This window comes from Mycobacterium deserti (assembly GCF_025345615.1).
Lineage (GTDB): Bacteria > Actinomycetota > Actinomycetes > Mycobacteriales > Mycobacteriaceae > Mycobacterium > Mycobacterium deserti.
On the sequence record NZ_JAODWD010000001.1, the window covers coordinates 267291 to 288542 of the forward strand.

The 21252-nt window shown below is 65.3% G+C and carries 24 protein-coding genes; 4 read left to right on the top strand and 20 right to left on the bottom strand.

Translation table 11 applies throughout. From position 1 onward, the window contains the following. Positions 1–9 precede the first annotated feature (9 nt). From N4S67_RS01330 to N4S67_RS01350, 5 genes are all read right to left on the bottom strand, one after another. Positions 10–1152, bottom strand: a complete 1143-nt coding sequence (locus tag N4S67_RS01330; protein ID WP_260991137.1) for an acyl-CoA dehydrogenase family protein — start codon at positions 1150–1152, stop codon at positions 10–12. After that, the gene (locus N4S67_RS01335; protein WP_260991138.1) at positions 1152–1958 is read right to left on the bottom strand and encodes a crotonase/enoyl-CoA hydratase family protein; all 807 of its coding nucleotides are present in this window, start codon (positions 1956–1958) and stop codon (positions 1152–1154) included. The genes N4S67_RS01330 and N4S67_RS01335 overlap by 1 nt, the downstream gene beginning before the upstream one ends. Continuing rightward, a complete protein-coding gene (locus N4S67_RS01340; RefSeq protein ID WP_260991139.1) occupies positions 1955–3100 on the bottom strand; it encodes a thiolase family protein in 1146 nt (381 codons plus the stop codon). Before N4S67_RS01340 ends, N4S67_RS01335 begins: the two co-directional genes overlap by 4 nt. Positions 3101–3205: 105 nt before the next feature. Then, a complete protein-coding gene (locus N4S67_RS01345) occupies positions 3206–4954 on the bottom strand; it encodes a DUF3556 domain-containing protein (protein ID WP_260991140.1) in 1749 nt (582 codons plus the stop codon). Between the two features lie 57 nt (positions 4955–5011). Then, entirely contained in the window at positions 5012–5533 is a 522-nt protein-coding gene (locus tag N4S67_RS01350; RefSeq protein WP_260991141.1) for a DoxX family protein, read from the bottom strand. A 150-nt stretch (positions 5534–5683) separates the two neighbouring features. Between N4S67_RS01350 and N4S67_RS01355 the strand changes: the two genes are divergently transcribed. Beyond that, a complete protein-coding gene (locus N4S67_RS01355; RefSeq protein ID WP_260991142.1) occupies positions 5684–7189 on the top strand; it encodes an HNH endonuclease signature motif containing protein in 1506 nt (501 codons plus the stop codon). Here the strand turns inward: N4S67_RS01355 and N4S67_RS01360 are convergent. From N4S67_RS01360 to N4S67_RS01375, 4 genes are read right to left on the bottom strand one after another with little or no spacing between them, the layout of a single operon-like run. Further along, complete coding sequence (locus N4S67_RS01360) at positions 7186–8445, bottom strand: WSD1 family O-acyltransferase (protein WP_260991143.1); 1260 nt, start codon at positions 8443–8445, stop codon at positions 7186–7188. The two genes, N4S67_RS01355 and N4S67_RS01360, sit on opposite strands and share 4 nt — an antisense overlap. Positions 8446–8469: 24 nt before the next feature. Continuing rightward, positions 8470–9369, bottom strand: a complete 900-nt coding sequence (locus N4S67_RS01365; RefSeq protein WP_260991144.1) for an alpha/beta fold hydrolase — start codon at positions 9367–9369, stop codon at positions 8470–8472. After that, the gene (locus N4S67_RS01370; protein ID WP_260991145.1) at positions 9369–10076 is read right to left on the bottom strand and encodes a hypothetical protein; all 708 of its coding nucleotides are present in this window, start codon (positions 10074–10076) and stop codon (positions 9369–9371) included. The genes N4S67_RS01365 and N4S67_RS01370 overlap by 1 nt, the downstream gene beginning before the upstream one ends. Further along, positions 10073–10753, bottom strand: coding sequence for a tetratricopeptide repeat protein (locus N4S67_RS01375; RefSeq protein ID WP_260991146.1), 681 nt, complete (start codon positions 10751–10753; stop codon positions 10073–10075). The genes N4S67_RS01370 and N4S67_RS01375 overlap by 4 nt, the downstream gene beginning before the upstream one ends. Positions 10754–10910: 157 nt before the next feature. On the opposite strand from N4S67_RS01375, the gene N4S67_RS01380 reads away from it, so the two are divergent. Further along, positions 10911–11384 carry a Zn-ribbon domain-containing OB-fold protein gene (locus N4S67_RS01380; RefSeq protein ID WP_260991147.1) on the top strand — a complete coding sequence of 158 codons (474 nt, stop codon included), beginning with the start codon at positions 10911–10913 and terminating at the stop codon, positions 11382–11384. Here the strand turns inward: N4S67_RS01380 and N4S67_RS01385 are convergent. The 6 genes from N4S67_RS01385 to N4S67_RS01410 all read right to left on the bottom strand — a co-directional run bounded on the left by N4S67_RS01385 (position 11356) and on the right by N4S67_RS01410 (position 15295). Then, complete coding sequence (locus N4S67_RS01385; RefSeq protein ID WP_260991148.1) at positions 11356–11982, bottom strand: TetR/AcrR family transcriptional regulator; 627 nt, start codon at positions 11980–11982, stop codon at positions 11356–11358. The genes N4S67_RS01380 and N4S67_RS01385 overlap by 29 nt on opposite strands. Positions 11983–11992: 10 nt before the next feature. Continuing rightward, entirely contained in the window at positions 11993–12259 is a 267-nt protein-coding gene (locus N4S67_RS01390; RefSeq protein ID WP_260991149.1) for a cytochrome C oxidase subunit IV family protein, read from the bottom strand. Between the two features lie 3 nt (positions 12260–12262). Continuing rightward, a complete protein-coding gene (locus N4S67_RS01395; protein WP_260991150.1) occupies positions 12263–12871 on the bottom strand; it encodes a cytochrome c oxidase subunit 3 family protein in 609 nt (202 codons plus the stop codon). After that, on the bottom strand, positions 12868–13602 hold the full coding sequence (locus tag N4S67_RS01400) for a hypothetical protein (RefSeq protein ID WP_260991151.1): 735 nt from the start codon (positions 13600–13602) through the stop codon (positions 12868–12870). The genes N4S67_RS01395 and N4S67_RS01400 overlap by 4 nt, the downstream gene beginning before the upstream one ends. Positions 13603–13661: 59 nt before the next feature. Further along, entirely contained in the window at positions 13662–14399 is a 738-nt protein-coding gene (locus N4S67_RS01405; RefSeq protein ID WP_260991152.1) for a Gfo/Idh/MocA family protein, read from the bottom strand. Positions 14400–14482: 83 nt separating this feature from the next. Further along, on the bottom strand, positions 14483–15295 hold the full coding sequence (locus N4S67_RS01410) for an NAD(P)-dependent oxidoreductase (protein ID WP_260991153.1): 813 nt from the start codon (positions 15293–15295) through the stop codon (positions 14483–14485). A 91-nt stretch (positions 15296–15386) separates the two neighbouring features. Here N4S67_RS01410 and N4S67_RS01415 point away from each other — a divergent pair, with 91 nt between their 5' ends. Beyond that, positions 15387–16169, top strand: coding sequence for an enoyl-CoA hydratase/isomerase family protein (locus N4S67_RS01415; protein ID WP_260991154.1), 783 nt, complete (start codon positions 15387–15389; stop codon positions 16167–16169). Positions 16170–16187: 18 nt separating this feature from the next. Continuing rightward, positions 16188–16925: an alpha/beta fold hydrolase gene (locus tag N4S67_RS01420; RefSeq protein ID WP_260991155.1), complete on the top strand. Its 738-nt coding sequence runs from the start codon at positions 16188–16190 to the stop codon at positions 16923–16925. 7 nt (positions 16926–16932) lie between these two features. Here the strand turns inward: N4S67_RS01420 and N4S67_RS01425 are convergent, their stop codons facing one another. The 5 genes from N4S67_RS01425 to N4S67_RS01445 all read right to left on the bottom strand — a co-directional run bounded on the left by N4S67_RS01425 (position 16933) and on the right by N4S67_RS01445 (position 21250). After that, positions 16933–18162 carry a CaiB/BaiF CoA transferase family protein gene (locus N4S67_RS01425; RefSeq protein WP_260991156.1) on the bottom strand — a complete coding sequence of 410 codons (1230 nt, stop codon included), beginning with the start codon at positions 18160–18162 and terminating at the stop codon, positions 16933–16935. Positions 18163–18497: 335 nt separating this feature from the next. Next, the gene (locus N4S67_RS01430) at positions 18498–18779 is read right to left on the bottom strand and encodes an alpha/beta fold hydrolase (RefSeq protein WP_260991157.1); all 282 of its coding nucleotides are present in this window, start codon (positions 18777–18779) and stop codon (positions 18498–18500) included. After that, positions 18776–19336 (bottom strand): alpha/beta fold hydrolase, encoded by a 561-nt coding sequence (locus N4S67_RS01435; protein ID WP_260991158.1) that lies wholly within the window; start codon positions 19334–19336, stop codon positions 18776–18778. The genes N4S67_RS01430 and N4S67_RS01435 overlap by 4 nt, the downstream gene beginning before the upstream one ends. A 5-nt stretch (positions 19337–19341) precedes the next feature. Continuing rightward, positions 19342–20097 carry an enoyl-CoA hydratase-related protein gene (locus N4S67_RS01440; RefSeq protein ID WP_260991159.1) on the bottom strand — a complete coding sequence of 252 codons (756 nt, stop codon included), beginning with the start codon at positions 20095–20097 and terminating at the stop codon, positions 19342–19344. Between the two features lie 10 nt (positions 20098–20107). Beyond that, positions 20108–21250: an acyl-CoA dehydrogenase family protein gene (locus N4S67_RS01445; RefSeq protein ID WP_260991160.1), complete on the bottom strand. Its 1143-nt coding sequence runs from the start codon at positions 21248–21250 to the stop codon at positions 20108–20110. Positions 21251–21252 lie beyond the last annotated feature (2 nt).

A 21252-nucleotide genomic window follows, 5' to 3' on the forward strand; every position in this document is an offset into this window, starting at 1 on the left:
GCGAGCCGGCTAGAGCCCGAGGTCGCGGCCGATGATCTCCTTCATGATCTCGGTCGTGCCGCCGAAGATGGTCTGGATGCGCGAGTCGACGTAGTCGCGCGCGACGCGGTACTCCATCATGTAGCCGTATCCGCCGTGCAACTGCACGCAGCCGTCGATGACCTTCTTCGCGGTCTCCGTGGCCCACCACTTCGCCTTGGCGGCTTCCACCGCGGTGAGTTCGCCGTCGACGACGCCCTGCAGGCACCGGTCGATGTACTGCTCGGTGACATCGAGTTCGGTGTCCATCTCGGCCAGCACGAACCGGTTGTGCTGGAAGCTGCCGATCGGCTGGCCGAACGCCTTACGGTCCTTCGCGTACTGCAGTGTCTGACGCCACGTTTCACGCGCGCCGGCGACCGCGGTGATCGCGATCGACAGCCGCTCGGACGGCAAATTGGTCATCAGGTGGTAGAAGCCACGACCCTCCTTGCCGAGAAGATTGGCGTTCGGCACCCGGACGTTCTCGAAGTGCAGTTCCGAGGTGTCCTGGGCGTGCAGGCCCATCTTGTCGAGCTTGCGACCGCGGGTGAATCCGGGCATGTCGCGCTCGACGACCAGCAGCGTGAAACCCTTGTGTCCGGCCTCGGGATCGGTGCGGGCGACCACGACCACGAGGTCGCTGTTGATACCTGACGAGATGAACGTCTTGGATCCGTTGACGATCCAGTCGTCGCCGTCCCGCACAGCCGAGGTGCGGATGCCCGCGAGGTCGCTGCCGGCGCCGGGCTCGGTCATCGCGATCGCGATGATGGTCTCGCCGCTGGCGATCCCGGGCAGCCACCGCTCCTTCTGCTCGTCGTTGGCCAGTTCCTTGAAATACGGTGCGACGACGTCGTTGTGCAGGCTTAGTGCGGGCGCGGGAACGCCCGCCTTGGCGATCTCCTCGTCGATGATCGCGTTGAACCGGAAGTCGTCGGTGCCGCCGCCGCCGTACTCCTCGGGCATGTTGAACCCGATGAGCCCGTGCTTGCCCGCCGCCACATAGGCGGACCGGTCGACGATCCGCTCGGCCTCCCACTTCTCGGCGTTGGGGATGAGTTCACTGTCGATGTATCCGCGGACGGTGTCGCGGAATGCCTCGTGCTCGGCGTCGTAGATCGTTCGCTTCATTACTTCGCTTTCCAAACTGGCTGGCGCTTCTCGGCGAAGGCCAGCGGTCCTTCCTTGGCGTCCTCGGAACGCATGACTGAGACGATCTCGCGCAGGGTCCGTGCCCAGCCGGGTTCGTCGCCGACGATGACGCCGTTGTCGACGCCCATGGCCACGCGCTTGCTCGCCCATACCGCGAGAGGCGCGTTGCAGGTGATGCGCTCGGCGAGCGCGAGCGCCGCATCGACTGCGGCGCCGTCGGGCACCACCTGGTTGATCAGGCCCCACTTCGCGGCGTCGGCCGAACTCAACGGCTCGCCGGTGAACAGCAATTCCATCGCCACCTTGCGAGGTAGATGGTCGACAATGCGGAACACCCCGCCGGCGGCGGCGATCAGACCCCGCTTCACTTCGGGCAGACCGAATTTCGCCCGCTCCTCGGCCACGACCAGGTCGCTGGCCAGCGCGAGCTCGGTACCTCCGCCCAGCGCGGTGCCGTTGACGGCGGCGATGGTCGGCTTGTCGATGTAGTGGTGCACGTATCCCGCGAACCCCCACTCGCTATGGTCGGGATGAAACAGATTCTCCCGACGCGAAATCGCCTTCAAATCCGCTCCGGCGCAGAACGATTCGCCGGCACCGGTGAGCACCACAGCGCGCACGTCGGGATCGTCCTGAGCTGCCTGGAGCGCGTCGCCGACCGCAGTGCTCACGGCGCTGTTGATCGCGTTGCGGGCCTCCGGCCGGTTGAGGGTGATAAGCAGTACGTCACCATTCCTGCCCCGCCGCTCGGTGAGAGCGGCTGGGGCCGCGGCGGCAGCTGTCACAGCAGCTCGATGATGGTGGCGTTGGCCTGGCCGCCGCCCTCACACATGGTCTGCAGGCCGTACTGAATTCCCTTGTCGCGCATGTGGTAGAGCATGGTGGTCATGATGCGGGCGCCCGATCCGCCGAGCGGGTGGCCCAATGCGATCGCTCCACCGTTGGGGTTCAGCTTCTTCTCGTCGGCGCCAATGTCCTTCAGCCACGCCATGGGCACCGGGGCGAACGCCTCGTTCACCTCGAAAACGCCGATCTCGTCCAGGCTCAGCCCGGACCTCTTGAGCGCCTTCTGCGTGGCCGGAATCGGCGCGGTGAGCATGATCACCGGGTCAGCGCCGGCCAGAGTGGCGGTGTGCACCTTGGCGAGCGGCTTGAGGCCCAACGACTTCGCCTTCTCGGCCGACATGAACAGCAGGGCGGCCGAACCGTCGGAGATCTGCGACGAGTTCCCGGCGTGGATCACACCGTCTTCCTTGAACGCGGGCTTGAGCTGACCCATCTTCTCGAGGGTGGTGCCGCGACGGATGCCCTCGTCCTTGAGGACCGGGCTGCCGTCCTGATCCTTGATCGCCACGATCTGATCGTCGAACGCACCGGAATCCTGTGCTGCCGCGGCCTTCTCGTGTGAGCCCAGCGAGAACTCGTCGACCATGGCGCGGTCGAGGCCCCACTGCTCGGCGATCATCTCGGCACCGATGCCCTGGTTCGGAGTCCGGTCGTAACGCTGCTTGAAGCTCTGCGGATAGGGGTTGCCGCCGTTGGCCAGCGACGCGCCCATCGGCGTGCGCGACATCGACTCGACGCCACCTGCAACCACGACGTCGTAGTGCCCCGCCACGACACCGGCCGCTGCGAAGTGAATGGACTGCTGGCTCGACCCGCACTGCCGGTCGACGGTGACGCCCGGGATGGTCTCCGGCCAGCCGGCCGCCAGTACCGCCGTGCGCCCGATGTCGAGGGCCTGCTCCCCCGCCTGCATGACGCAGCCCCAGATGACGTCGTCGATCACCTCGGGGTCGATGCCCGTCCGGTCGACGAGACCCTTGAGCACCTGCGCGGAGAGCTCGGCGGGATGTACGCCCGACAGTCCACCGTTGCGCTTGCCGATCGGCGACCGCACGGCCTCGACGATGACGGCTTCAGCCATGACTTTCTCCTTTGAAATGTGGTCTTCCCCGAAGGTAGATGAACAAAGTTTACTAGGTCAACCTACTGGTTGGTAGGCAGGGCCCCGGCTCTACCGCGCGTACGGTCACGGGGCGTCGGCACTGTCCTTCTGCCACGTCACGTGAACCGGGATGTCGTCGGTCCACGGCTGCCCCATGACCATGTCGGCGACGTTGCAGTAGCCCCGCTCGAACTCCCCGGTGGCGGCGTCGACGAGGCGGTATTCCTGTCGCTGCCGGTGGATCGGCTGTGCGTCGAGCAGGATGACGCGCACCTCGCCCGGCTCGAACTGACAACGATTCTGCATCGCCGCGATCAACTGTTCGTTGTGCATGTGGCCGTCGCCGAAATTCCAGCCGACGGCGGTGCTGCACAGCCGCTCGCCTTCGGTGATGACGTAGTCGTCCTCGTTGCGTCCTGCCAGCGCGTGGTGCACGAGCGTCAGCAGGGCCTTGCCGTGAGAGTTGAACCCGCGGAACGCATATCCCTTGTACAGGTAGATCATCGCCTGCTCTGGGCTGCCGTAGACCTTCTCCAGTTGAGACGCCGGCATGCTGGCGATGGCCACGAGGCCGCGCTCGATCTTCTCGTTCGCTGAGGGCTTGATGCACCACCACGAGGTGTCCCAGTTGCCTGCGTAGTACCGCATGCCGGGCAGGAACGAGATCTTGCGCGGGAACAGATTTCCGAGAATCACGATGATGGCCAGCGTCGCGAACAAAAGTACCGGCAACGGCGTACTCATCTGCGACAGGCCGAGATCGGCATGGCCGACGAACAGCGTGACCACGCAGAACATCATGAAGACGTTCCACTCCAGCGGTACGCCCATCGGAATGGCGGACAGGATGCCGAAGTGGAAGACCAGCATCACAAAGGCGGCGATCGCCGTCGGCCATCCGCCATGCGAGAACAGCAGCGCCAACGGGACCAGCATTTCGATGGCGGTGCTGAAGTGTGCGATGAACCGCGATACCGGTCCTGGCCGAAGGTCGTCGGGAAACTTCTCGAAGAACTTCCGCTTCAGCGACTTCGTCCGAATCAGCGGGTTGTTCGACATCATCGTCGAGATCACGAACGGGAAGTGCTTGTTCAGCTTCGATGTCGCGGCGCCCATCCAGATCGCCACGCACACGAGCTTGGCGGCCAGCAGCATGTCCACGCCGTATCCGACGAACAGGAACGCGACGGTGAACGAGCCGTAGACCTCGCCGCGGGCGGCCAGGAAGATCACCTTGTCCCGCAGGCCCAGTACCAACAGGAGCCCAAGGATGGTCCAGATCTGCCAGAGCGGCAGCACGCCGACCGTCGTGCCGAGCGCGGGAATTGGCCCGGTGCCGTCGGAGAACAACGCGACGATCAGGACCACGAGCAGCGCGGCGTACAGCGCGGCGTCGAGCGGCGTGCGCGTGTCCCCCTTGGTGAGCGGCACCCGATTGGGCCACGGTGGGAGCCGAATCGTTGATGGCCGCAACCAGTACAAAGCCGAGCCCATCGGCGGGAAGAACCGGTTGTTGAGCGGGCCGAAGCCGCATCCGAGGCCGACGACCTCGAACAGCATGGTGTAGAGCACGACCTTCTCGAACACGATGGGCTCGGTCCACCACTGCGCGACGTTGGTGAACCCGTCGACGCCCTCGGTGGCCAGCGCGAACAACCAGCCACCGAGGATGTAGAGCAGGATTTTGACGACGTAGAAAAGGTGCATCACCACGGGGGTGCCGAAGCCGACCTCGGCCCAGTGCCGGGCCATCGGGCGGATCTTTTCTGAGCGTGTGCCCTTGCTCCACTCGGCGAAGTCGACGACGGGCATGTCGGGCTTGAGAAATCCCATGGCGGCAAGACTAGAACGTGTTCTAGCTCCTGCGGTGCGGTTCGGCGCGCTCGCCGACTACGCGTCGGTCTTGGCGGGTGGGCGGTAGAAAATCGCCAGCTGACCGATCCCGCCGACGAGACCCAGCGCTACCGCGACGGCCAGTCCGCGCCAGCCCTGCACCCAGTCCCACAGTGCGGTGCCGGAGAAGAACGCGTAGTCGAGGCTGAGCTTGCCCGCGCCGAGACCGGCGATCGCGATGGCCGCCACCGCGAGGATCAGGTTGTACTCCCAACCCTCCTTGACGATGAAGAAGCCGTTCGCCCGGTGCACGGTCCAGGCTGCGACCAGCATGAGGGCCACGAAGCCGGCCGCCGGGACGGGCGTCAGCAGTCCGACCGCCAGGCCGATACCGGCCGCCATCTCGGTGGTTGCGGCGACGCGAGCGTGGAACACGCCGGGCTTCATGCCGATGCTTTCGAACCAGCCGGCCGTGCCGGGGATGCGGCCCCCGCCGAAGAACTTGTTGTAACCGTGCGCAGCCATGGTGAGGCCGAGTGCGACGCGCAGGATCAAAAGGGCGAAGTCGTAGGCAGTCACGCAACAGAATCTAGGCCATCTGTTAAGCGGCTGCCCAGCCCCCTCCTCGCGGCTGATCGGCTTATCCCCAATTGCGGATTCATCCACAGGTTGGGGTGTGGGGTGGCTGCTCATCGGTGGTGTGTCTGGGGTGGTTCGTAGGTTCGGGGCGTGGTCGATGAGTTGGTTGCTGCAGCGGGTGGGGCGGGTGGTCCTGCTGGGGTGGGGGCGTGGGCGCGGGTGGAGAACGCCGCGGCGGCGCGGCGGTTGTGGGCTTCGGCTCAGGTGTTGGAGGCGGCCTATGCCGCCGACGGGTCGGCTGAGCGTGAGCAGTGGTGTGTGGACAATTGGGATGCGGTGTGCGCTGAGATCGCCGCGGCGCAGAACGTGTCGCTCGGGGTGGCCTCGCATCAGTTGTTGTTGGCGATCGCGCTGCGTGAGCGGCTGCCCCGGCTCGGTGAGGTGTTCGCGGCCGGGTTGGTGTCGTTGCGGTTGGTCAACGCGATCGTGTTCCGCACCGGTCTGGTCAAGGATCCGGGCGCGTTGGCCGAGGTCGACGCCGAGGTCGCCGGGGCGGTGAGCGGATGGGGAGCTCTGTCGGTGGCCAAGGCCGAACAGGCCATCGATTACTGGGTGCAGCGCTATGACCCGTTGGCGTTGCGCCGTGTCGAAACCTGCGCGCGTGGGCGTCATGTGGATATTCATGTGGCGCGTGACGGGTCGGGGGTCGCCTATCTGGAGGCCGTGTTGTTGGCCCAGGACGGCCAGGCGCTCGATCAGCGGTTGGACGCGATGGCCGCCGCGGTGTGCGCCGGTGATCCGCGCAGCCATGAGCAGCGCCGCGCCGATGCGGCCGCCGCCCTCGGTCACGGCGCCGACCGGCTGAGGTGCGGCTGCGGGTCGCCGGACTGCGCGGCCGCCGGTGAACAGCCCAGCGCGGTGGTCGTGCATGTCATCGCCGAACAGGCGGCCCTGGACGATGACACAGCGGTCGCATTCGACGGGGCCCCTGAACCCGGGCCGCCGTCGGCCGAGCTGCAGACGATGACCGTGGCGCAGGCGCTAGCGCCGGACCCGCCGACCGGCCCCGCCGCGCACCAGCCGGGGATGATTCTGGGTGGCGGGTTGCTGCCCGCGCCGCTGCTGGCCGCCAAGCTGGCCGGCACTACGGCCAAGCTCGTGCCGATCGTTCATCCCGGTGCCGCGCCACCGCAGCAGCGCTACATCCCCACCGCGGTGTTGGCGTGGTTCATTCGGGCGCGAGATCTGACCTGCCGCTTCCCGGGCTGCGACGCCGCGGCTCACCTCTGCGACATCGACCACACAATCCCGTACCCACACGGCCCGACCCAAGCGTCGAACCTCAAATGCCTGTGCCGAAAACACCACCTACTCAAAACATTCTGGGGTTGGCGCGACCACCAGCACCCCGACGGGACAGTGGTGTGGACCTCCCCCAGTGGGCAGACCTACACCACCCACCCCGGCAGCCGCCTGCTGTTCCCGAGCCTGTGCCGCCCCACCGCACCAGTCACCGCCACCGACACCCCCGACACCAGGCCCAACCGCACCCTGATGATGCCACGCCGCACCACAACCCGCGCCCACGACCGCGCCGCCCGCAACGACGCCGAACGCCAACGCAACCGGATTAACGCCGACCCAGCTCAGTTCTAACTGCCGGCTCTCAGTGCGGCGTCCAATCTGTTGACGTACGAGTCGATGTCACCGATGGCTGATTCGGCCGCGTGCACGCTGATCGCGACAGTGTCGCCGATGCCGTGTACCCCGTGCGCAAGGCCCATCATCGGAGAGAGACCCGGGTAGCCCGCGGTCACTACGACGGGCAGACCGCCGAAGCGTAGATCGGCTGGACCCCGGTTGACACTGGAGACCACAGTATTGCCGATCACCGTCGGCGAACGCACCGACGGGTCGAACTTCCCGACGCCCCAACGCAACAGCGCTGCAGGCATGGCCGCGAACGCCTCGCTCTCGGCGCGCATTGCGGGATGAGCAGCCCGCCGCCGCCGACACGCCAAGTCGGCCGCGATCCGCGCGACGCGCGCTTCGAACCCTAATTCGGGATACAAGCCAACGCCGACGTTGCCGAAGTGGTTATGCGCCTGACGGGCACCGGATCTCGCCATCGGCACCTCTGCCCTCAATTGGGAGACGTCGTCGCCTAAGCCGCGCAAGTGGTCCGACAGAGCCGTCGACACCGCGGCCAGTACGCCGACGGTGACCGTGGGCCCCGCGATCTCCGATCGCCTCAGGACCACCGTGTGAATGCTCAGCGATCCTTCCGGACGCGTATTGCTCCTCAAGGCCGGACAGGAATCCGCCTGCGGCGGAACCGCTCCGGTCTCAACGTCGTGAACCAGCCGCCCATGCGCTCGCGCGGCGCGCACGCCACGCCGCGGCAACGACGCACCATGAACCCGCGGGGCCCACACCGCGGGCACCGGCTCGTCACGACCGAACAGGTACGCCGCCAGCGCAGCAGACCGGCTCCCGTCGCCCAGGGCGTGCGCCACCTGCACCACCGCGACCGTCCCACCCCCCGCACCCGGCACGCCGTCCACGCCTGGAAACACATGAAGCCGCCACGTCATCACCCGCGTGTCGAGTTGGTCTTCACTCAGGCGTGCGACGGCCTCCAGACAGCCCTCCCACGAGCCTGCGTGGTGCACGACAACCTGATCCGTCGCGACCTCGCCCACCACCCATTCCGGGTACCTCAACTTGCCGCGATCCCGCACCCGCAACATGAGCTCCGCAGACCGCCGCGCCCGCGACCGCACCGCCTCGACCGCATGGTCGACGTCCACAGGCACACCCGCGAACCCGTAGAGCAGGAACTGGTCGTTGGGCACCTTCACCGACATCCAGTAGGTCTGCGCATCCACGGCATGCAGTCGGCGGACGGGCATGGTCTCAGGTTAGGAAATGATGATTTAGTCCGCCTGGCCGACGAAGTCGATGACGTGGCGGGCGACGACCTCGGGCTGTTCCAGCTGCAGGAAGTGGCCCGCCTCATCAACCAGCGCGAGCTGGCTGCCCTCGGGCAGCACCTCACCCACCCAGCGGGCGTAGTTGGACGTGGCGCAACCATCCTGAGTGCCGTGCAGATAGAGGGTGGGTAGCACCAGGCCCGACAGCCAGTGGCTGTGCATTTCGGCGTACTGCGCCGGCGGCTTGCTGTTACGCATCATCGCGCGGTAGTAGGCCAGCGCGGCCCGCCAGTTCTCGGGCGCACTGATCGCGTCCAACACGTGACGCACATCCTCGTCGGCCTGATACCCCGGCGACCACTGCCGCCAGAGCCGCGGAACCACCCAGTTCGTCGAACGCTCAGGGAGCGCGGGCAATTGGAAGTACATGATGTACCAGCTGCGCAGCAGCTGTAGCGGCAGTTGACCGGCGAGCCGGGCCGGCTCAGGCACCCTGCTCAGCGGCCGGAACGTCGCGGGCGGCGGTACGGACATGATCACTGCCTTGTCGAACGGGCTGTCCGGCATCGCGGCGAGCCCCGCGCCGGCGATGGCTCCCCAGTCGTGCCCGATGAGCACATCGCGGCCGGTCGGCCCGGCAGCGTCCAGCACCCGCAGCGCATCGTCCATCAAGGCGCCGACGTGATAGCTGCCGTCCGAAGCGAGCGACGACGGCGCATATCCCCGCATGAACGGCGCAACAACCCGCCAGCCCGCGTCGACCAACAGCGGAGCGATCTTCCGCCAGCCATGCGCGGTGTCGGGAAATCCGTGCAGACACAACGCAATCGGCGCATCCTCGGGGCCCCAGGACAACGCGCGCAGTGTGACGGCAGGCGTCGCGACGTCCAGTACCTCGGGCATTAGACGGGATCGAATTTCGAGATCAGCCAGCGATCACCCGTCTTCTCCAGCGTGACGCGCACGCTCGAGGCGGTGTCGGTCGGCGCGTCCTGCCCCACCACCACGGTCTGATTGACGAAGACCAGCACCACGGCCTTTTTCGGGTCAGCCGAAACCGACGCCGCCGCAGGCACCGACGCCACCGCCGAGATCTGCTTTTCCCTCGCCCCCGGAATGACCACATCGTTGATCAGACCGGTGTAGGACTCTTGGAATTCGCCGGTCAGCAGATTGCGCGCCTCGTTGAGTTGTTGTTCAACGGTGTCCGGTTTGTACGACAACATCGCCACCGTGGTGTCCTTCGCGGCCTGCAAGGACTCGGCGGCGGGCGAACTCTGTTCTGAAAGGTCGGAATAGCGCGCTGTGTCATCGACCCACTTCAGGTATCCCGCCGCGGTCGCCAGCAGCAGGGCCACCGCGGGCAGCACTCCGTAGGCGAAGACGCGCGCCCAGTTGACCTTTCGCTTGGCTATCAGTGAGGATTCGTCGACGGCATCTCCGGCCGACTCGGCGGTCACCTCGGCAGTGACTTCTGTTGACTCGCCGGACTTCTCCGTCGAGGCTTCGGCCTCGTCGACAGCGGTTGATTCCGTCACCTCGCCGGGTTCAGTCGCTTCTGCCGGTTCGGCGCTTCCACTCCGTTTGGGCAGTCGGTGTCTGCTACTCATGGGACAAACTCCACGTTGGACACCTTGGCTTCGTCCTCCACTTTCTGCACCGTTATGCGCATGCGCCAAGATCGCGGCTGCTGTTCAGGCGCTCCCGCATTGGTGGTGTTGACGGTTACGGCGACGAGTACTCGACCTTCGGTGTCCGTCGCGGATTCCAGGCCCGCCTCGGTGATGTTGCCCGATGATTTCGACTGTGCCTGCTTGACGACCTCGATGAATGGGCGCGCCCGAGATTGGAAATCGTCGTAGAACGTACCGGTGGCCGAGTCCAGGATCCGCTGGACGTCAGCATCCGCTTGCTGGAAGTCAATGGTCGTGAGGTTGAGCGCACCCTGCCGGCCCACCTGCAGGTACAGGTTGCGCTGCTCCTCGGATTGATGCGACTGATAGGCCCTAAAGCCCAGCCACCCCGTAAGCCCACCCAGCGCAACCATCAAAGCGAGACCGGCGATCGTCGCCAACCGCACATGAGACAGCGGCGGCTTGCGCGGCGCTGTGACATCGCGGTCGGCAAACTCGGCATCGGAAGTCTCAGCAGCCAGGTTGTCCGGGCCGGAGTCGCCAGGCTCGTCTTCTTCGGCATCGGCTGGGACAGCATCATCCGCGCCGTCGGTCTCGCCGTCGGCGGTCACCCCGCCTTCGTTCACCTCATCGGGGTTCACTGCATCTGCCATCTAGATTCCTCTGCGGCCCCATAGGCCAGGTCGGGTCATCACCAGGGTTGGCTACAACCTACGTGCACGACACCTTAATAGTCGGTGCCTGGCAGGTTTTACGACCAGACCTCTCGCACTCTCCTGCCAAAGCGATAAATAGTTTACTCTTTGAGGTATGTCCCGCGACGCGGCCTACCTCAGACCACAGTTTCGGCTGGCGCCGAGCCCTACGGCCGAGTCGCGCGAGTTCTGGACGGGTGGACGGCGCGGCGAACTGATGATCTGCCGGTGCCACGCGTGCGGTCGCTACTATCACCCGCCCGCGCCGGCCTGCTGGCGTTGCCGGAGCACCGACGTTGCGCCCCAGCGAGCCTCCGGACGCGCGACCGTCGCGGCCTACACCGTCAACCGGCAGCCATGGATACCCGGACTCGATCCGCCCTACATCGTGGCCATGGTAGAACTCGACGACGAACCTGACGTCCGCCTCATCACCAACGTGGTCGACGTGTCGCTGGACGACATTCGAGTGGGCCTGCCCGTCGAGGTGTTCTTCGAGGATTGGACCGACCCGTCGGGTGATCAGGACACCAGGGTCTGGTTGCCGCTGTTCCGTCCGGTCAGTCCGCGCGAAGACCGTTCGAGATGAATCGGGACAGCTCGTCGACGATCTCATCCCTGCCGGGCACCTCGTCATCGGCCGGATAGGTATTGCGCAAAAACGTCGCGGCGACGCCGACGAACAACATCGCGAGGCGCAGCTGTAGTGCCGGCGACGAGTGCCGCAGCCCCTCGGTCGCCAGGTATGCGTCGATGGGCGCCACCATGGGTGCCAGCGTGTCGCTGACCCGTTCGCGAAGCCGTTCGACTTCACCCTCGGTCGACTCGCTGACGAACAGATGCACCATTGCGCGCGCGATCGGCTGATTCGCCGCCATGAAGTCGTAGAAGCCTACGGTGAAGCGTCGGATCATCCGGTCATGGTCCATTGTTGCCAGGACGGGATCGTCCAGCCACCGTTGATGCAGACCGCCGACCGCATCCAGCAGTGGTGTCGCGACAGCATCGAAGAACAGCTTCTCCTTACTCTCGAAGTATCGGAAGATCAGGTCGTGCGATACCCCTGCGCGCGTGGCGATCTCACGTGTCGTCGCGGCATAGCCGCGTTCGGCGAACAGTTCACGGGCGGCCTCCTGCAGCAGCCCGGGAGCAGCGCCCCTGCGCACGCGTTGGCTTTCCCCCGCCATCGCATAACCCTCAGAGCCAGAGGTACATGCCGGCGAGAACCATCCACACGATGATGCAGTACCCCTCGAAGACGGCTCGCAGCACCAGCGGCGCACTGCGCAACTCCATGAAGTCAAGGCCGACGAAGCGGACCTTGATCAGTGCGAGGGCCAGAACGACGATTGCGACAACCGAGCCGATACCGTGCTCGGCACCCACCGCCCACGACACGACCGTGACGGCGACGAGCCCCAGCCAGACGTACGTCGAGCGGGCGTTGAAGAGCGAACGGGTCATCGGTCAACTCACCAGGTAGAGAAGCGGGAACAAGACGATCCACAACAGGTCGACGAGGTGCCAGAAGCATGCCCCGCCCTCGACGACGCCCATTCTGGTGGCGCTGAGTTCGGGCCGTCGGGCCTGCACGAACAGCAGGAACAGCACGGCGATACCGATCAGCACGTGAAGGAGGTGCAGGCCGGTCAAGATGAAGTAGTAGAGGTAGAAGTCGTTCTGCGTAGGGACGTGGCCCTCGTTCACCTTGACGGTGTACTCGACAGCTTTGAGCCCAACGAACGCGAGGCCGCAGACGAGCGCCCCGGCGAACAGCAATTGTGCGGCCGCGCGCTGAGACTTCCGGATCGCGCGGATGGCGGTCACCACGAACAGCGAGCTGGTCAGCAGGACGAGCGTGTTCGTCAGCCCAATGCCGATGCTGAGGGTGTGACGCGATTCGTCGAACAGTTCGGGCGCCAGTGAGCGCTGGTACATGAAGGTCGCGAAGAAGACGCCGAAGACCACCATGTCGCCGAGCAGGAAGATCCACACACCGGGCTCGCCCGGCACATGACGTGTTCGAGTTGGCGACTGGTCGCCGCCGTCAATCGGTCGTAGCGTCACCTGGCTCACGCCGCCGGTTCCCATGTTTTTTCTGCCGCCGCTTTCTCGCGCTCAGCCGCCTCCACGTCGACCGCCTTAGAAAGCATCACGGAGGTGACGACCTGCCATATGCAGAACACCGTCAGCGGAATCCAGAAGGCGAACATCCCGTTCCACGCCAGCGGCCCGGACTTGAACAGGTAAACCGCGCAGCCGGGCACGCCGAGGACCGCATACCAGATGTTGAAGTAGCCGAACCAGCGCGGAAAGCTCGGCACAGCACGCCTTTCGACGAAGAGCACGACCGCCGCGAGAATGACGACCTGGGTGATCAGCGGACCGACGAGACCGACGAAGATCAACCAGAAGACGTCGTTGAGCGCTTGTGTCACATCAGGATTGCGTTCCGGGCGATAGCCGGCGGCCACGGCGAAGATCGCGCACAGCGAGAAGCCGAACATGAACGTCACCCCCAGCATGACCTGGGTGAGTGACAGGACACCCCAATAGCCCTCGACGCGGCGCACCTGCCGGGCAAGCAGTCCCCAGAACGGGGTCCAGATGAATACGAACAAGATCATCAGGGCCATGCCGATGCGAATGCGCAGGCCGTCCTCGGTGTATCGCGTCGCGATCTCCACTGCGGTGTCGCTGGGGTCGATCGGCGGGATGACTCCGGCGATGAACCAGAACATCACAAGAAATGCGAGCAACATGGCGGTGCCTGACCAGGCAGCGGCCTTCTCGATCTTCACGTGCATGACGCACTCCCATTGTCGTGGCGGCAAGTCGCGAGTCACCGTAAGCAGGAGGGCCCGCGTTAGTCAACCGGTGGTTGATTAACGGGCTCCCGTCCGCCACCCAATGCCGAGCGCTGCGCCGCGTCGATCACGGCGAGACTGAGCAGCCCGGCATCGAACGTCAGTGCTGTACTCCCGCCGCGATCGAACGCGGGCAGCCAGTCCTGCAGCATCATTGCCATCGCTCGGGCGGCGTGCCCCGCCAGCCCGTCAGGGCAACCGATCGGGGTGGCAGGTTCACGTTCGGCGACCGTCAGTGCATACACAGGAAGTCGAGGTCGTGCAACAGCATCCCGGCGAGGTATCCGCCGCCCTGGCCGCGGTCGTACATCCAACGCGCCTGGGGCGGATGAATCGGATGCCAGTACGCGGCGCTCCGGCTCACCCTTGCGAAACACTGCTTGCCGAGAAACCTCGTCGACCAACGCGGCGACCGCCAACCAGTCCGGATTCCAACGGTTCTCGAAGCAACATGCGGTGGGACGGCTCGATATTTCCGCAGCGCGCACCATATCGCGTGCGGCGTCCAGGTCACCGGCCAACGGCTTCTCGCACAGCACTGCCTTGCCCGCGTCAAGCGCCGCCAGCGTCATATCGCGGTGCGGCACGGTCGGTGTCGCCCCGGAGATGACGTCGAGATCGTCACGGGCGACGAAGGGATTCCCAGTCGGTAGGCGTGTCAGCGATTCCGAGCTTGTCTGCAGCTCGTTGCAGCCACTCGGGCCTGCGCGCGCATAGCGCCACTGGCTCAAAGCCATTCGCTGCACGGAAGCCGGGGACCTGCACGTGTCTTTCCCAGACCCACCCCGATGATGCCGACCCGCCAGGTCCGTCGTTGGTGTCACAGCGCCAACGGTCCCGAATCCACGACCACACCCAGCAAGCCGAGATCGACACCTGCCTCGCCCGCCGCCTCCAGAGCGGCGGCGATGTCCTTGCGGAGAAACGGTGTGGCCCGCTCGGTGAAGTTTTCGATTCCACCGACGTGATGAGCCTGTGCGGTCGCGTGACTCGCGCCGCTGCACACCTGCAGCGCCGAGAGCAACGCGTCGGCGTCGACCCCGAGGGCTTGGCCCAATTCAATTGCAGCAGCGAGAAGTTGAGCGTTGCAGGAGAACAAGACATTGTTGACGAGTTTGATGGCCAGGGCGCTGCCCAGCTCGCCCGTCGGCACGATCGGATCTGCGTATGCGGCAAGCACCGGCGTCACTTCGCGGACCGCATCGCTCGGCCCGCCGAGCAGCACCGTTAAGTTGCCGGCGTCGATGTTCTCGACGGTGCCACTGACCGGGGCATCGAGGATGACGGGCGGCGAGGGGTGGCTGTCGCGCAGCGCCGTCAGCGTGGACACCGTGCCAGTCGTATGCGAAACGAATACCGAACCAGCTTTGGCGTTGGCAATCAGGCCGTCGGGACCGAGACCGACCTCGATGAGTTGCGCGTCGGAGAACAGACAGGAGACCAGAACGTCGCTGCGCCGGGCGAGATCCGATGCCGACTCGGCGACCGTCGCACCCTGCGCCGCCACGCGGTCGCGCCTGTCGGGTCGGCGGGCGTACACCAGCACGTCGTTGCCGGCGGCGAGCAGCCGTGACACCATCGGCTCCCCAAGGTTCCCCGCACCGATAAATCCGACGACCTTTTGTCTGCTCAAACTGCGACTCTCCGTGCGCAACGCCCATCCAGTCTTCAGGCGCCACAACAATAACCCGAAAACCGCTAGATAGTTATCTATATTAGCTTCTATGAATAACCAGGCCGCCTTCAGGACCATCGACTTCGCGGCGTCCGGCCACGTCGCCACCGTGACGCTGAACCGGCCCGAGAAGATGAACAGCTTCACCCGTCAGATGGCCGACGAGCTTGCCGCGGTGTGGGCCCTAATCCGCGACGACGACGAGATCCGGGTCACGGTACTGCAGGCCAACGGGCACCACGCGTTCTGCACCGGCATCGACGTGTCCGAAGGCACGTGGTGGACCCACAAGCCAATCTTCAACCAGGAGGACCCCGGGGCCTTCCTCGGGCCGAAGGCACACAAGGTGTGGAAGCCGGTGATCGCCGCCCTGCACGGAATAGTGGCCGGCGGCGCGATGTACTTCGTCAACGAATGCGACTTCTCGATCTGCAGCGAGACTGCCACTTTTTTCGACCCCCACCCCAACGCGGGCATCGTCTCCGCGCTGGAACCGATGGGCATGTTGGCGCTTGGCGTGCCCTACGGCGAGGTGATGCGGTGGGCCCTGCTCGGCAGCGAGGAACGGCTGACGGCGCAAACCGCGCTGCGGATCGGACTGGTCACCGAGGTCGTCCAGGATGACCAACTGCGAGCACGAGCGGCCGAATTGGCGGGCGAGATCGCCGCCCGACGACCCGAAGGCATCCAGGGCACGGTGCGCGCAATGTGGGAAGCGCGCGATCTGCCACCGACGACCGCTGCCCGCCACGGCATGGCCTACACCCACATCGGCAATGCAGGCGCCGCTCCTGATCCCCTGAGCAACAAGAAAAAACCGCGAACTCGATGACCGGAAGGACTCGGCCACGTGGCAATGCCCGACCTCGTCCTCGTCCACGGCGGTGAGCATGCGGGCGACTGCTGGGAATTCACTGTCGCCGCATTACGCCGACACGCCCCGGAAATGCGCACACTCGCGGTCGACCTTCCGGGCCGTGGCGCCACGCCGGGGAATCTAGCCACCGCCACCATCGCAGCGTGGGTGGCGTCGATCGTCGCGGACATCGAGACGGCCGGCCTCGGCGATATCGTGATCGTCGGGCATTCCATGGCCGGTGTGACGGTGCCGGGTGTAGTCGCCAAGCTCGGCTCCACCCGGGTGCGGGAGATGATTCTGGCGACGGCGTTCGTGCCGCCGCAGGGCGGAGCAATCGTGGACACGCTCGGCGGCCCGCTGGCCTGGTTCGCTCGACGTGCCGCGAGGCGAGGAACGCCGACGGAGGTCCCGAAGTTCGTTGCGCGGTATGCCTTCTGCAATGGCATGACACCGCAACAACGAGACTTCACGATGGCACGCCTCTACCGGGAGTCCGCGCTCATTCCCGCCGAGCGAGTCGATAGAAGCGACTTGCCTGCCGATGTGCCCCGCACCTGGATCCTGACAACCCGGGACCGGGCGCTCTCGGTTGCCTCGCAGCAGCGGAGCATCGAGGCGCTCGGCGGCGTCGATACCGTGATCTCCATCGACGCGTGTCACGAGGTGATGATCAGCCACCCGGAACGCTTGGCGCAGATCCTGATCGAACGCTGCCGCCTGCGGCAGTGACGCGGGGTCAGCCAATCGCGCCGTCGAACTTGAGGTTGAACAGTTCGTCATCGCCGATCCCCAGTTCACGCAGTACCTCGTCCGTGTGTTCGGCGAACATCGGCGCTCGGCGTAGGTCGCTGGATGCCTCGTCGAACTGCGCGGGGCTAGCCACCAATTTTTGCGTGCTCCCCTGCGCATCAACGATTTCGGCGATGCGGCCGTTGGCGATCAGCGACGCGTCGTTGGCGACCTCCCAGGCGTCCTGAACCTGCGCCCACGGACCGTCAGCCTGATTGAGCAGCCGGGTGCAATCGTCGAGGGTTCGGGACCCGATCGCACCGGCGACCAAGGCGATCGCCTCCTCGGCGTGGCCCGCTAACGACTCCAGCGACGCGAATCGCTCGTCCGTCGCCGCATTCTCTAGACCGAACAGTCGGCAAAACTGTGGCCAGTAGCGCGTCGGCTGCAGCATCGACAGCTGAATGAAGCGGCCGTCGGCGCAGCGATATGCACCCGTCAGCGGATTGCCGATGGCCTGCGTGCGGGAGCCGACCTTAGGCAGCGAGCATCCGTACTGCATGGCGAGGTTCACGTCGAACTGCATGGTCCATGCGCCGACGGCAAGGAGCGAGACATCGATGACGGACGTCTGCCCCGTCGCCAGCCTGCCGAACAACGCCGCAGCCACCGCACCGGCGATCGTGAGGCCGCCGATATTGTCGCCATAGGCTCCCGCGGGCATGTAAGACGGCGCATCAGCGTCGTCTGCGGTAACGCCCGCGGCACTGCCGCCCCGAGCCCAGAACGCCGTCGCGTCATAGGCCCCCGCATCGCGGTCGGGCCCGCGGGCGCCGAATCCGCTGCCAATGACGTAGATGATGTCGGGATTGATCCGCCGGACGTCGTCGATGTCCATGCGAAGTTTCGCCCGGGTCTGCGGCAGATGATTGGTCAGGAAAACGTCGCTGCGCCGTACGAGCTCTTCGAATGCCGGACGCGATTGCTCGAGCGCAAGCGACAGACCCACACTGCGCTTGCCACGATTGGGGGCCTCGATGATGGGCGCAAAGGATGCGCCGGGCTTGAACGCAGAACGCCCGAGAACCGTCACCAGGCCGCGCTGTGCGTCACCGGTGACCGGGTTCTCGATCTTGATGACGTCGGCTCCCCAGTCGGCGAGCACCGCACCGGCGGCCGGCACGAAGGTGAACTGCGCGACCTCAAGAACGCGCACACCTGTCATCGGTTTTTTCATCGCCCCACATCCGTTTTTGCGCGGTCCCGGGTTGTCTACGACATAGTTGACTAGGTTACCAATGTTCCGTAGATCGGCCACATGAAAGTCACCGCCTTCGGAGGGGCCACAGATCGGCTAGCTGGTCGGCGGCGACCGGCTGGCGTAGGGCCACGACGTGACTGCCTACATGCGCGACCACGCGCAAGCGTGGACTTCGGCAACCCCGCGGAGTCAGCAACTGACATCAGGCGAGAAAGAGTATCCGCCGCCGACGCTGATGTTGGCTCCACTGTGTATGTATTTCGTTGCGGGGCAGAGACGCTCCGGCCAAACCCACGTCCATCCTGCTCCTTTCAGGCGATTCGTGTACCGCTGCGGATCGCGTCGGCTAGCACCTTCGGTGCATCGAGCATGACGAACGCCGAGCAATACGGGACCTCGATGAGCGTGGCGTTCGGGAACGCGTCGTGCAGTCGGCGAGCATGGTCAAGCGGGAACAAATCGTCGTCCGTGCCCCATGTCAGGGCGACGGGCCGGTCGAACGCCTCGATCGCCGACGCCGCACGCAGTGTGAGCGCCGGATCCAACGACGCGGTGACCGTCACGGCGTCCCTACGCGCCGCTGCGCTGGTCACGAAAGCTCCGAATAACTCGCGTTGTCGCGCGGGCTTCGGCGGGTGCTTGGCCACCGCCTTGAGAAAAACTTCTGACCGGGACCGGTCGCCAGCAGTCTCATGATCAGCCCGCCTGCCGCAGAACTCAGACGACACAGCCTGACGACCTGCGCGAACGAGCTCGGCGGAAAGTGTTCGTAAGTGTCGCAATTCGTGAGCACCAGGCGAGCAATCCGGGAGGTGTCCAGTGACGGATCGCCCAGCGTGCTGAGGACGAGACCGCCCCCGGTGTCGTTGGCGACCACGGTGACATCGGTCAGATCCAGCGATTCCATGAAATGAACGATGCGTTGCGCCGCGGCTTCGGCGCCGATGTCCGCACCCGCGGTTGAGGTGCTGTGCGCGCCCAGTGGCCACGTCGGCGCGATACAGCGAATCCCATCCCCCAGTTCGCAGATGACGTCGTTCCACAGAGCTCCCGTGACGTACACACCGTGTACGAACAGCACTGTTGGCCCGCTGCCGGTATCGGTGTACTCGACATCCAGGCCGTCGACCCGGCAACGCTTAGTCGTCATGTTCCTCACCGCCCTGTGAATTCGGCATCGCGACGTTCCCGGAAGGCGCGCTTGCCTTCGGCGAAGTCCGACGACCCGACTAATCGCTGTTGCCCTTCGGCCTCGACGGCCTGTACCGCCTCGAGATCGGGCAGTGCGGCGGCGGCCAGCGCGCGCTTGATCCAGCGATGGGACTGCGTCGGACCCGCAGCCACAGGCTGGATCACTCTCTCGAGCTCACCCGCATAGCCTGCATCGTCGACCACGTGCGAAATCATTCCCCACTCGAATGCTGTTGTTGCCGAAACCTTTTCGGCTGTCATCGCCATTCGCGCGGCGCGGGCCCGGCCGATCGAAGCGGGTACCAACGCCGACGCACCGCCGTCAGGCATCAGACCGACCTTGCTGAACGCGAGTTGAAAGAACGCTGATCGGGCCGCGACCACCAAGTCACACGCAAGCGCGAGGGAACAGCCGAACCCGACGGCCGGTCCATGCACGCCTGCGACCACCGGCTTGGGCAGATCCGTGATCGCCCGCACCACTTCATTGGCTGCCAACACGGCACCCTTCGTGTCTCCGCCGGTCAGATCGCCGCCTGAACAGAAGGCACGCCCAGCACCCGTCAACAGCACCACGCGCACCGAATCGTCCTCGCCGGCATCGCGAAACGCAGCCAGCAGTGTGTTGAGCAGTGGGGTGTCCACGGCGTTCAACTTCTCCGGACGATTCAACGTCAGCCGCAGCACCGCGCCCTCGCGACCGGCCGAGACGCCGTTCACTGTGCTCCCGTCACAAACCCAGGTCGCGGCCGATGATGTCCTTCATGATCTCAGTCGTGCCGCCGAGGATGGTCTGGATTCTCACGTCGACATAGTCACGGGCGACCCGATATTCGTTCATGTAACCGTAGCCGCCGTGCAACTGCACGCACCCGTCGATGACCTTCTTCGCTGTTTCGGTGCACCACCATTTGGCCTTCGACGCCTCAACTGCGGTCAGTTCGCCGTCCACTACCGCGCGCAGGCAGCGATCGAGATACTGCTCGCCGATCTCGAGTTCGGTGTCCATCTCCGCGAGCAGGAAGCGGTTGTGCTGAAAGCTGCCGATCGGCTGGCCGAATGCCGTTCGATCCTTCGCGTACTGCAACGTCTGACGCCAGGTTTCACGTGCACCATAGATGGCCGAGATCGCAATGGACAATCGTTCAGAGGGCAGGTTCTGCATCAGGTGATAGAAGCCACGGCCCTCTTTGCCGAGCAGGTTGGCCGCGGGTACCCGCACATTCTCGAAGTTCAGCTCGGCGGTGTCCTGTGCGTGCAGGCCCATCTTGTCGAGCTTGCGCCCGCGGGTGAAGCCGTCCATCCCGTCTTCGACGACCAGCAGGCTGAAACCCTTGTGGCCGGCCTCGGGATCAGTACGGGCAACGACCACGACGAGGTCAGCATTGATACCCGAGGAGATGAAGGTCTTGGAGCCGTTGACGATCCAGTCATCACCGTCGCGTACACCGTTGGTCTTGACACCCGCGAGATCGCTCCCAGCACCGGGTTCGGTCATCGCAATCGCCACGATGGTCTCGCCGCTGATGATGCCCGGAAGCCAGCGTGCTTTCTGCTCGTCGCTCGCGAGGCTCTTGAAGTACGGGCCGACGACGTCGTTCTGCAGCGACAGTGCTGGCGTCACGTTGCCCCACTTGGCGAATTCCTCGGTGATCACGGCGTTGAACCGGAAGTCGTCGGAGCCTCCGCCGCCGTATTCCTCGGGCATGTTGAACCCGATCAGCCCGTACTTGCCCGCGGCGATATAGGCCGACCGGTCGACGATCCGCTCACGCTCCCATTTGCCGGCGTGCGGTGCCACCTCGCGCTCCAGGTACTGCCTGGTGGTCTCCCGAAGCTGCTCGTGGTCCGCATCGTAGATAAGTCGCTTCATGT

Bases quoted from the DNA above. Each gene is read 5' to 3' on its own strand.
- N4S67_RS01340 (WP_260991139.1), bottom strand. From the start codon at position 3,100: ATGGCTGAAGCCGTCATCGTCGAGGCCGTGCGGTCGCCGATCGGCAAG.
- N4S67_RS01375 (WP_260991146.1), bottom strand. From the start codon at position 10,753: ATGGCAGATGCAGTGAACCCCGATGAGGTGAACGAAGGCGGGGTGACC.
- N4S67_RS01370 (WP_260991145.1), bottom strand. From the start codon at position 10,076: ATGAGTAGCAGACACCGACTGCCCAAACGGAGTGGAAGCGCCGAACCG.
- N4S67_RS01405 (WP_260991152.1), bottom strand. From the start codon at position 14,399: ATGGCTTTGAGCCAGTGGCGCTATGCGCGCGCAGGCCCGAGTGGCTGC.
- N4S67_RS01445 (WP_260991160.1), bottom strand. From the start codon at position 21,250: ATGAAGCGACTTATCTACGATGCGGACCACGAGCAGCTTCGGGAGACC.
- N4S67_RS01345 (WP_260991140.1), bottom strand. From the start codon at position 4,954: ATGGGATTTCTCAAGCCCGACATGCCCGTCGTCGACTTCGCCGAGTGG.
- N4S67_RS01425 (WP_260991156.1), bottom strand. From the start codon at position 18,162: ATGAAAAAACCGATGACAGGTGTGCGCGTTCTTGAGGTCGCGCAGTTC.
- N4S67_RS01400 (WP_260991151.1), bottom strand. From the start codon at position 13,602: ATGCACGTGAAGATCGAGAAGGCCGCTGCCTGGTCAGGCACCGCCATG.
- N4S67_RS01330 (WP_260991137.1), bottom strand. From the start codon at position 1,152: ATGAAGCGAACGATCTACGACGCCGAGCACGAGGCATTCCGCGACACC.
- N4S67_RS01415 (WP_260991154.1), top strand. From the start codon at position 15,387: ATGAATAACCAGGCCGCCTTCAGGACCATCGACTTCGCGGCGTCCGGC.
- N4S67_RS01380 (WP_260991147.1), top strand. From the start codon at position 10,911: ATGTCCCGCGACGCGGCCTACCTCAGACCACAGTTTCGGCTGGCGCCG.
- N4S67_RS01385 (WP_260991148.1), bottom strand. From the start codon at position 11,982: ATGGCGGGGGAAAGCCAACGCGTGCGCAGGGGCGCTGCTCCCGGGCTG.
- N4S67_RS01435 (WP_260991158.1), bottom strand. From the start codon at position 19,336: ATGACGACTAAGCGTTGCCGGGTCGACGGCCTGGATGTCGAGTACACC.
- N4S67_RS01390 (WP_260991149.1), bottom strand. From the start codon at position 12,259: ATGACCCGTTCGCTCTTCAACGCCCGCTCGACGTACGTCTGGCTGGGG.
- N4S67_RS01360 (WP_260991143.1), bottom strand. From the start codon at position 8,445: ATGCCCGTCCGCCGACTGCATGCCGTGGATGCGCAGACCTACTGGATG.
- N4S67_RS01365 (WP_260991144.1), bottom strand. From the start codon at position 9,369: ATGCCCGAGGTACTGGACGTCGCGACGCCTGCCGTCACACTGCGCGCG.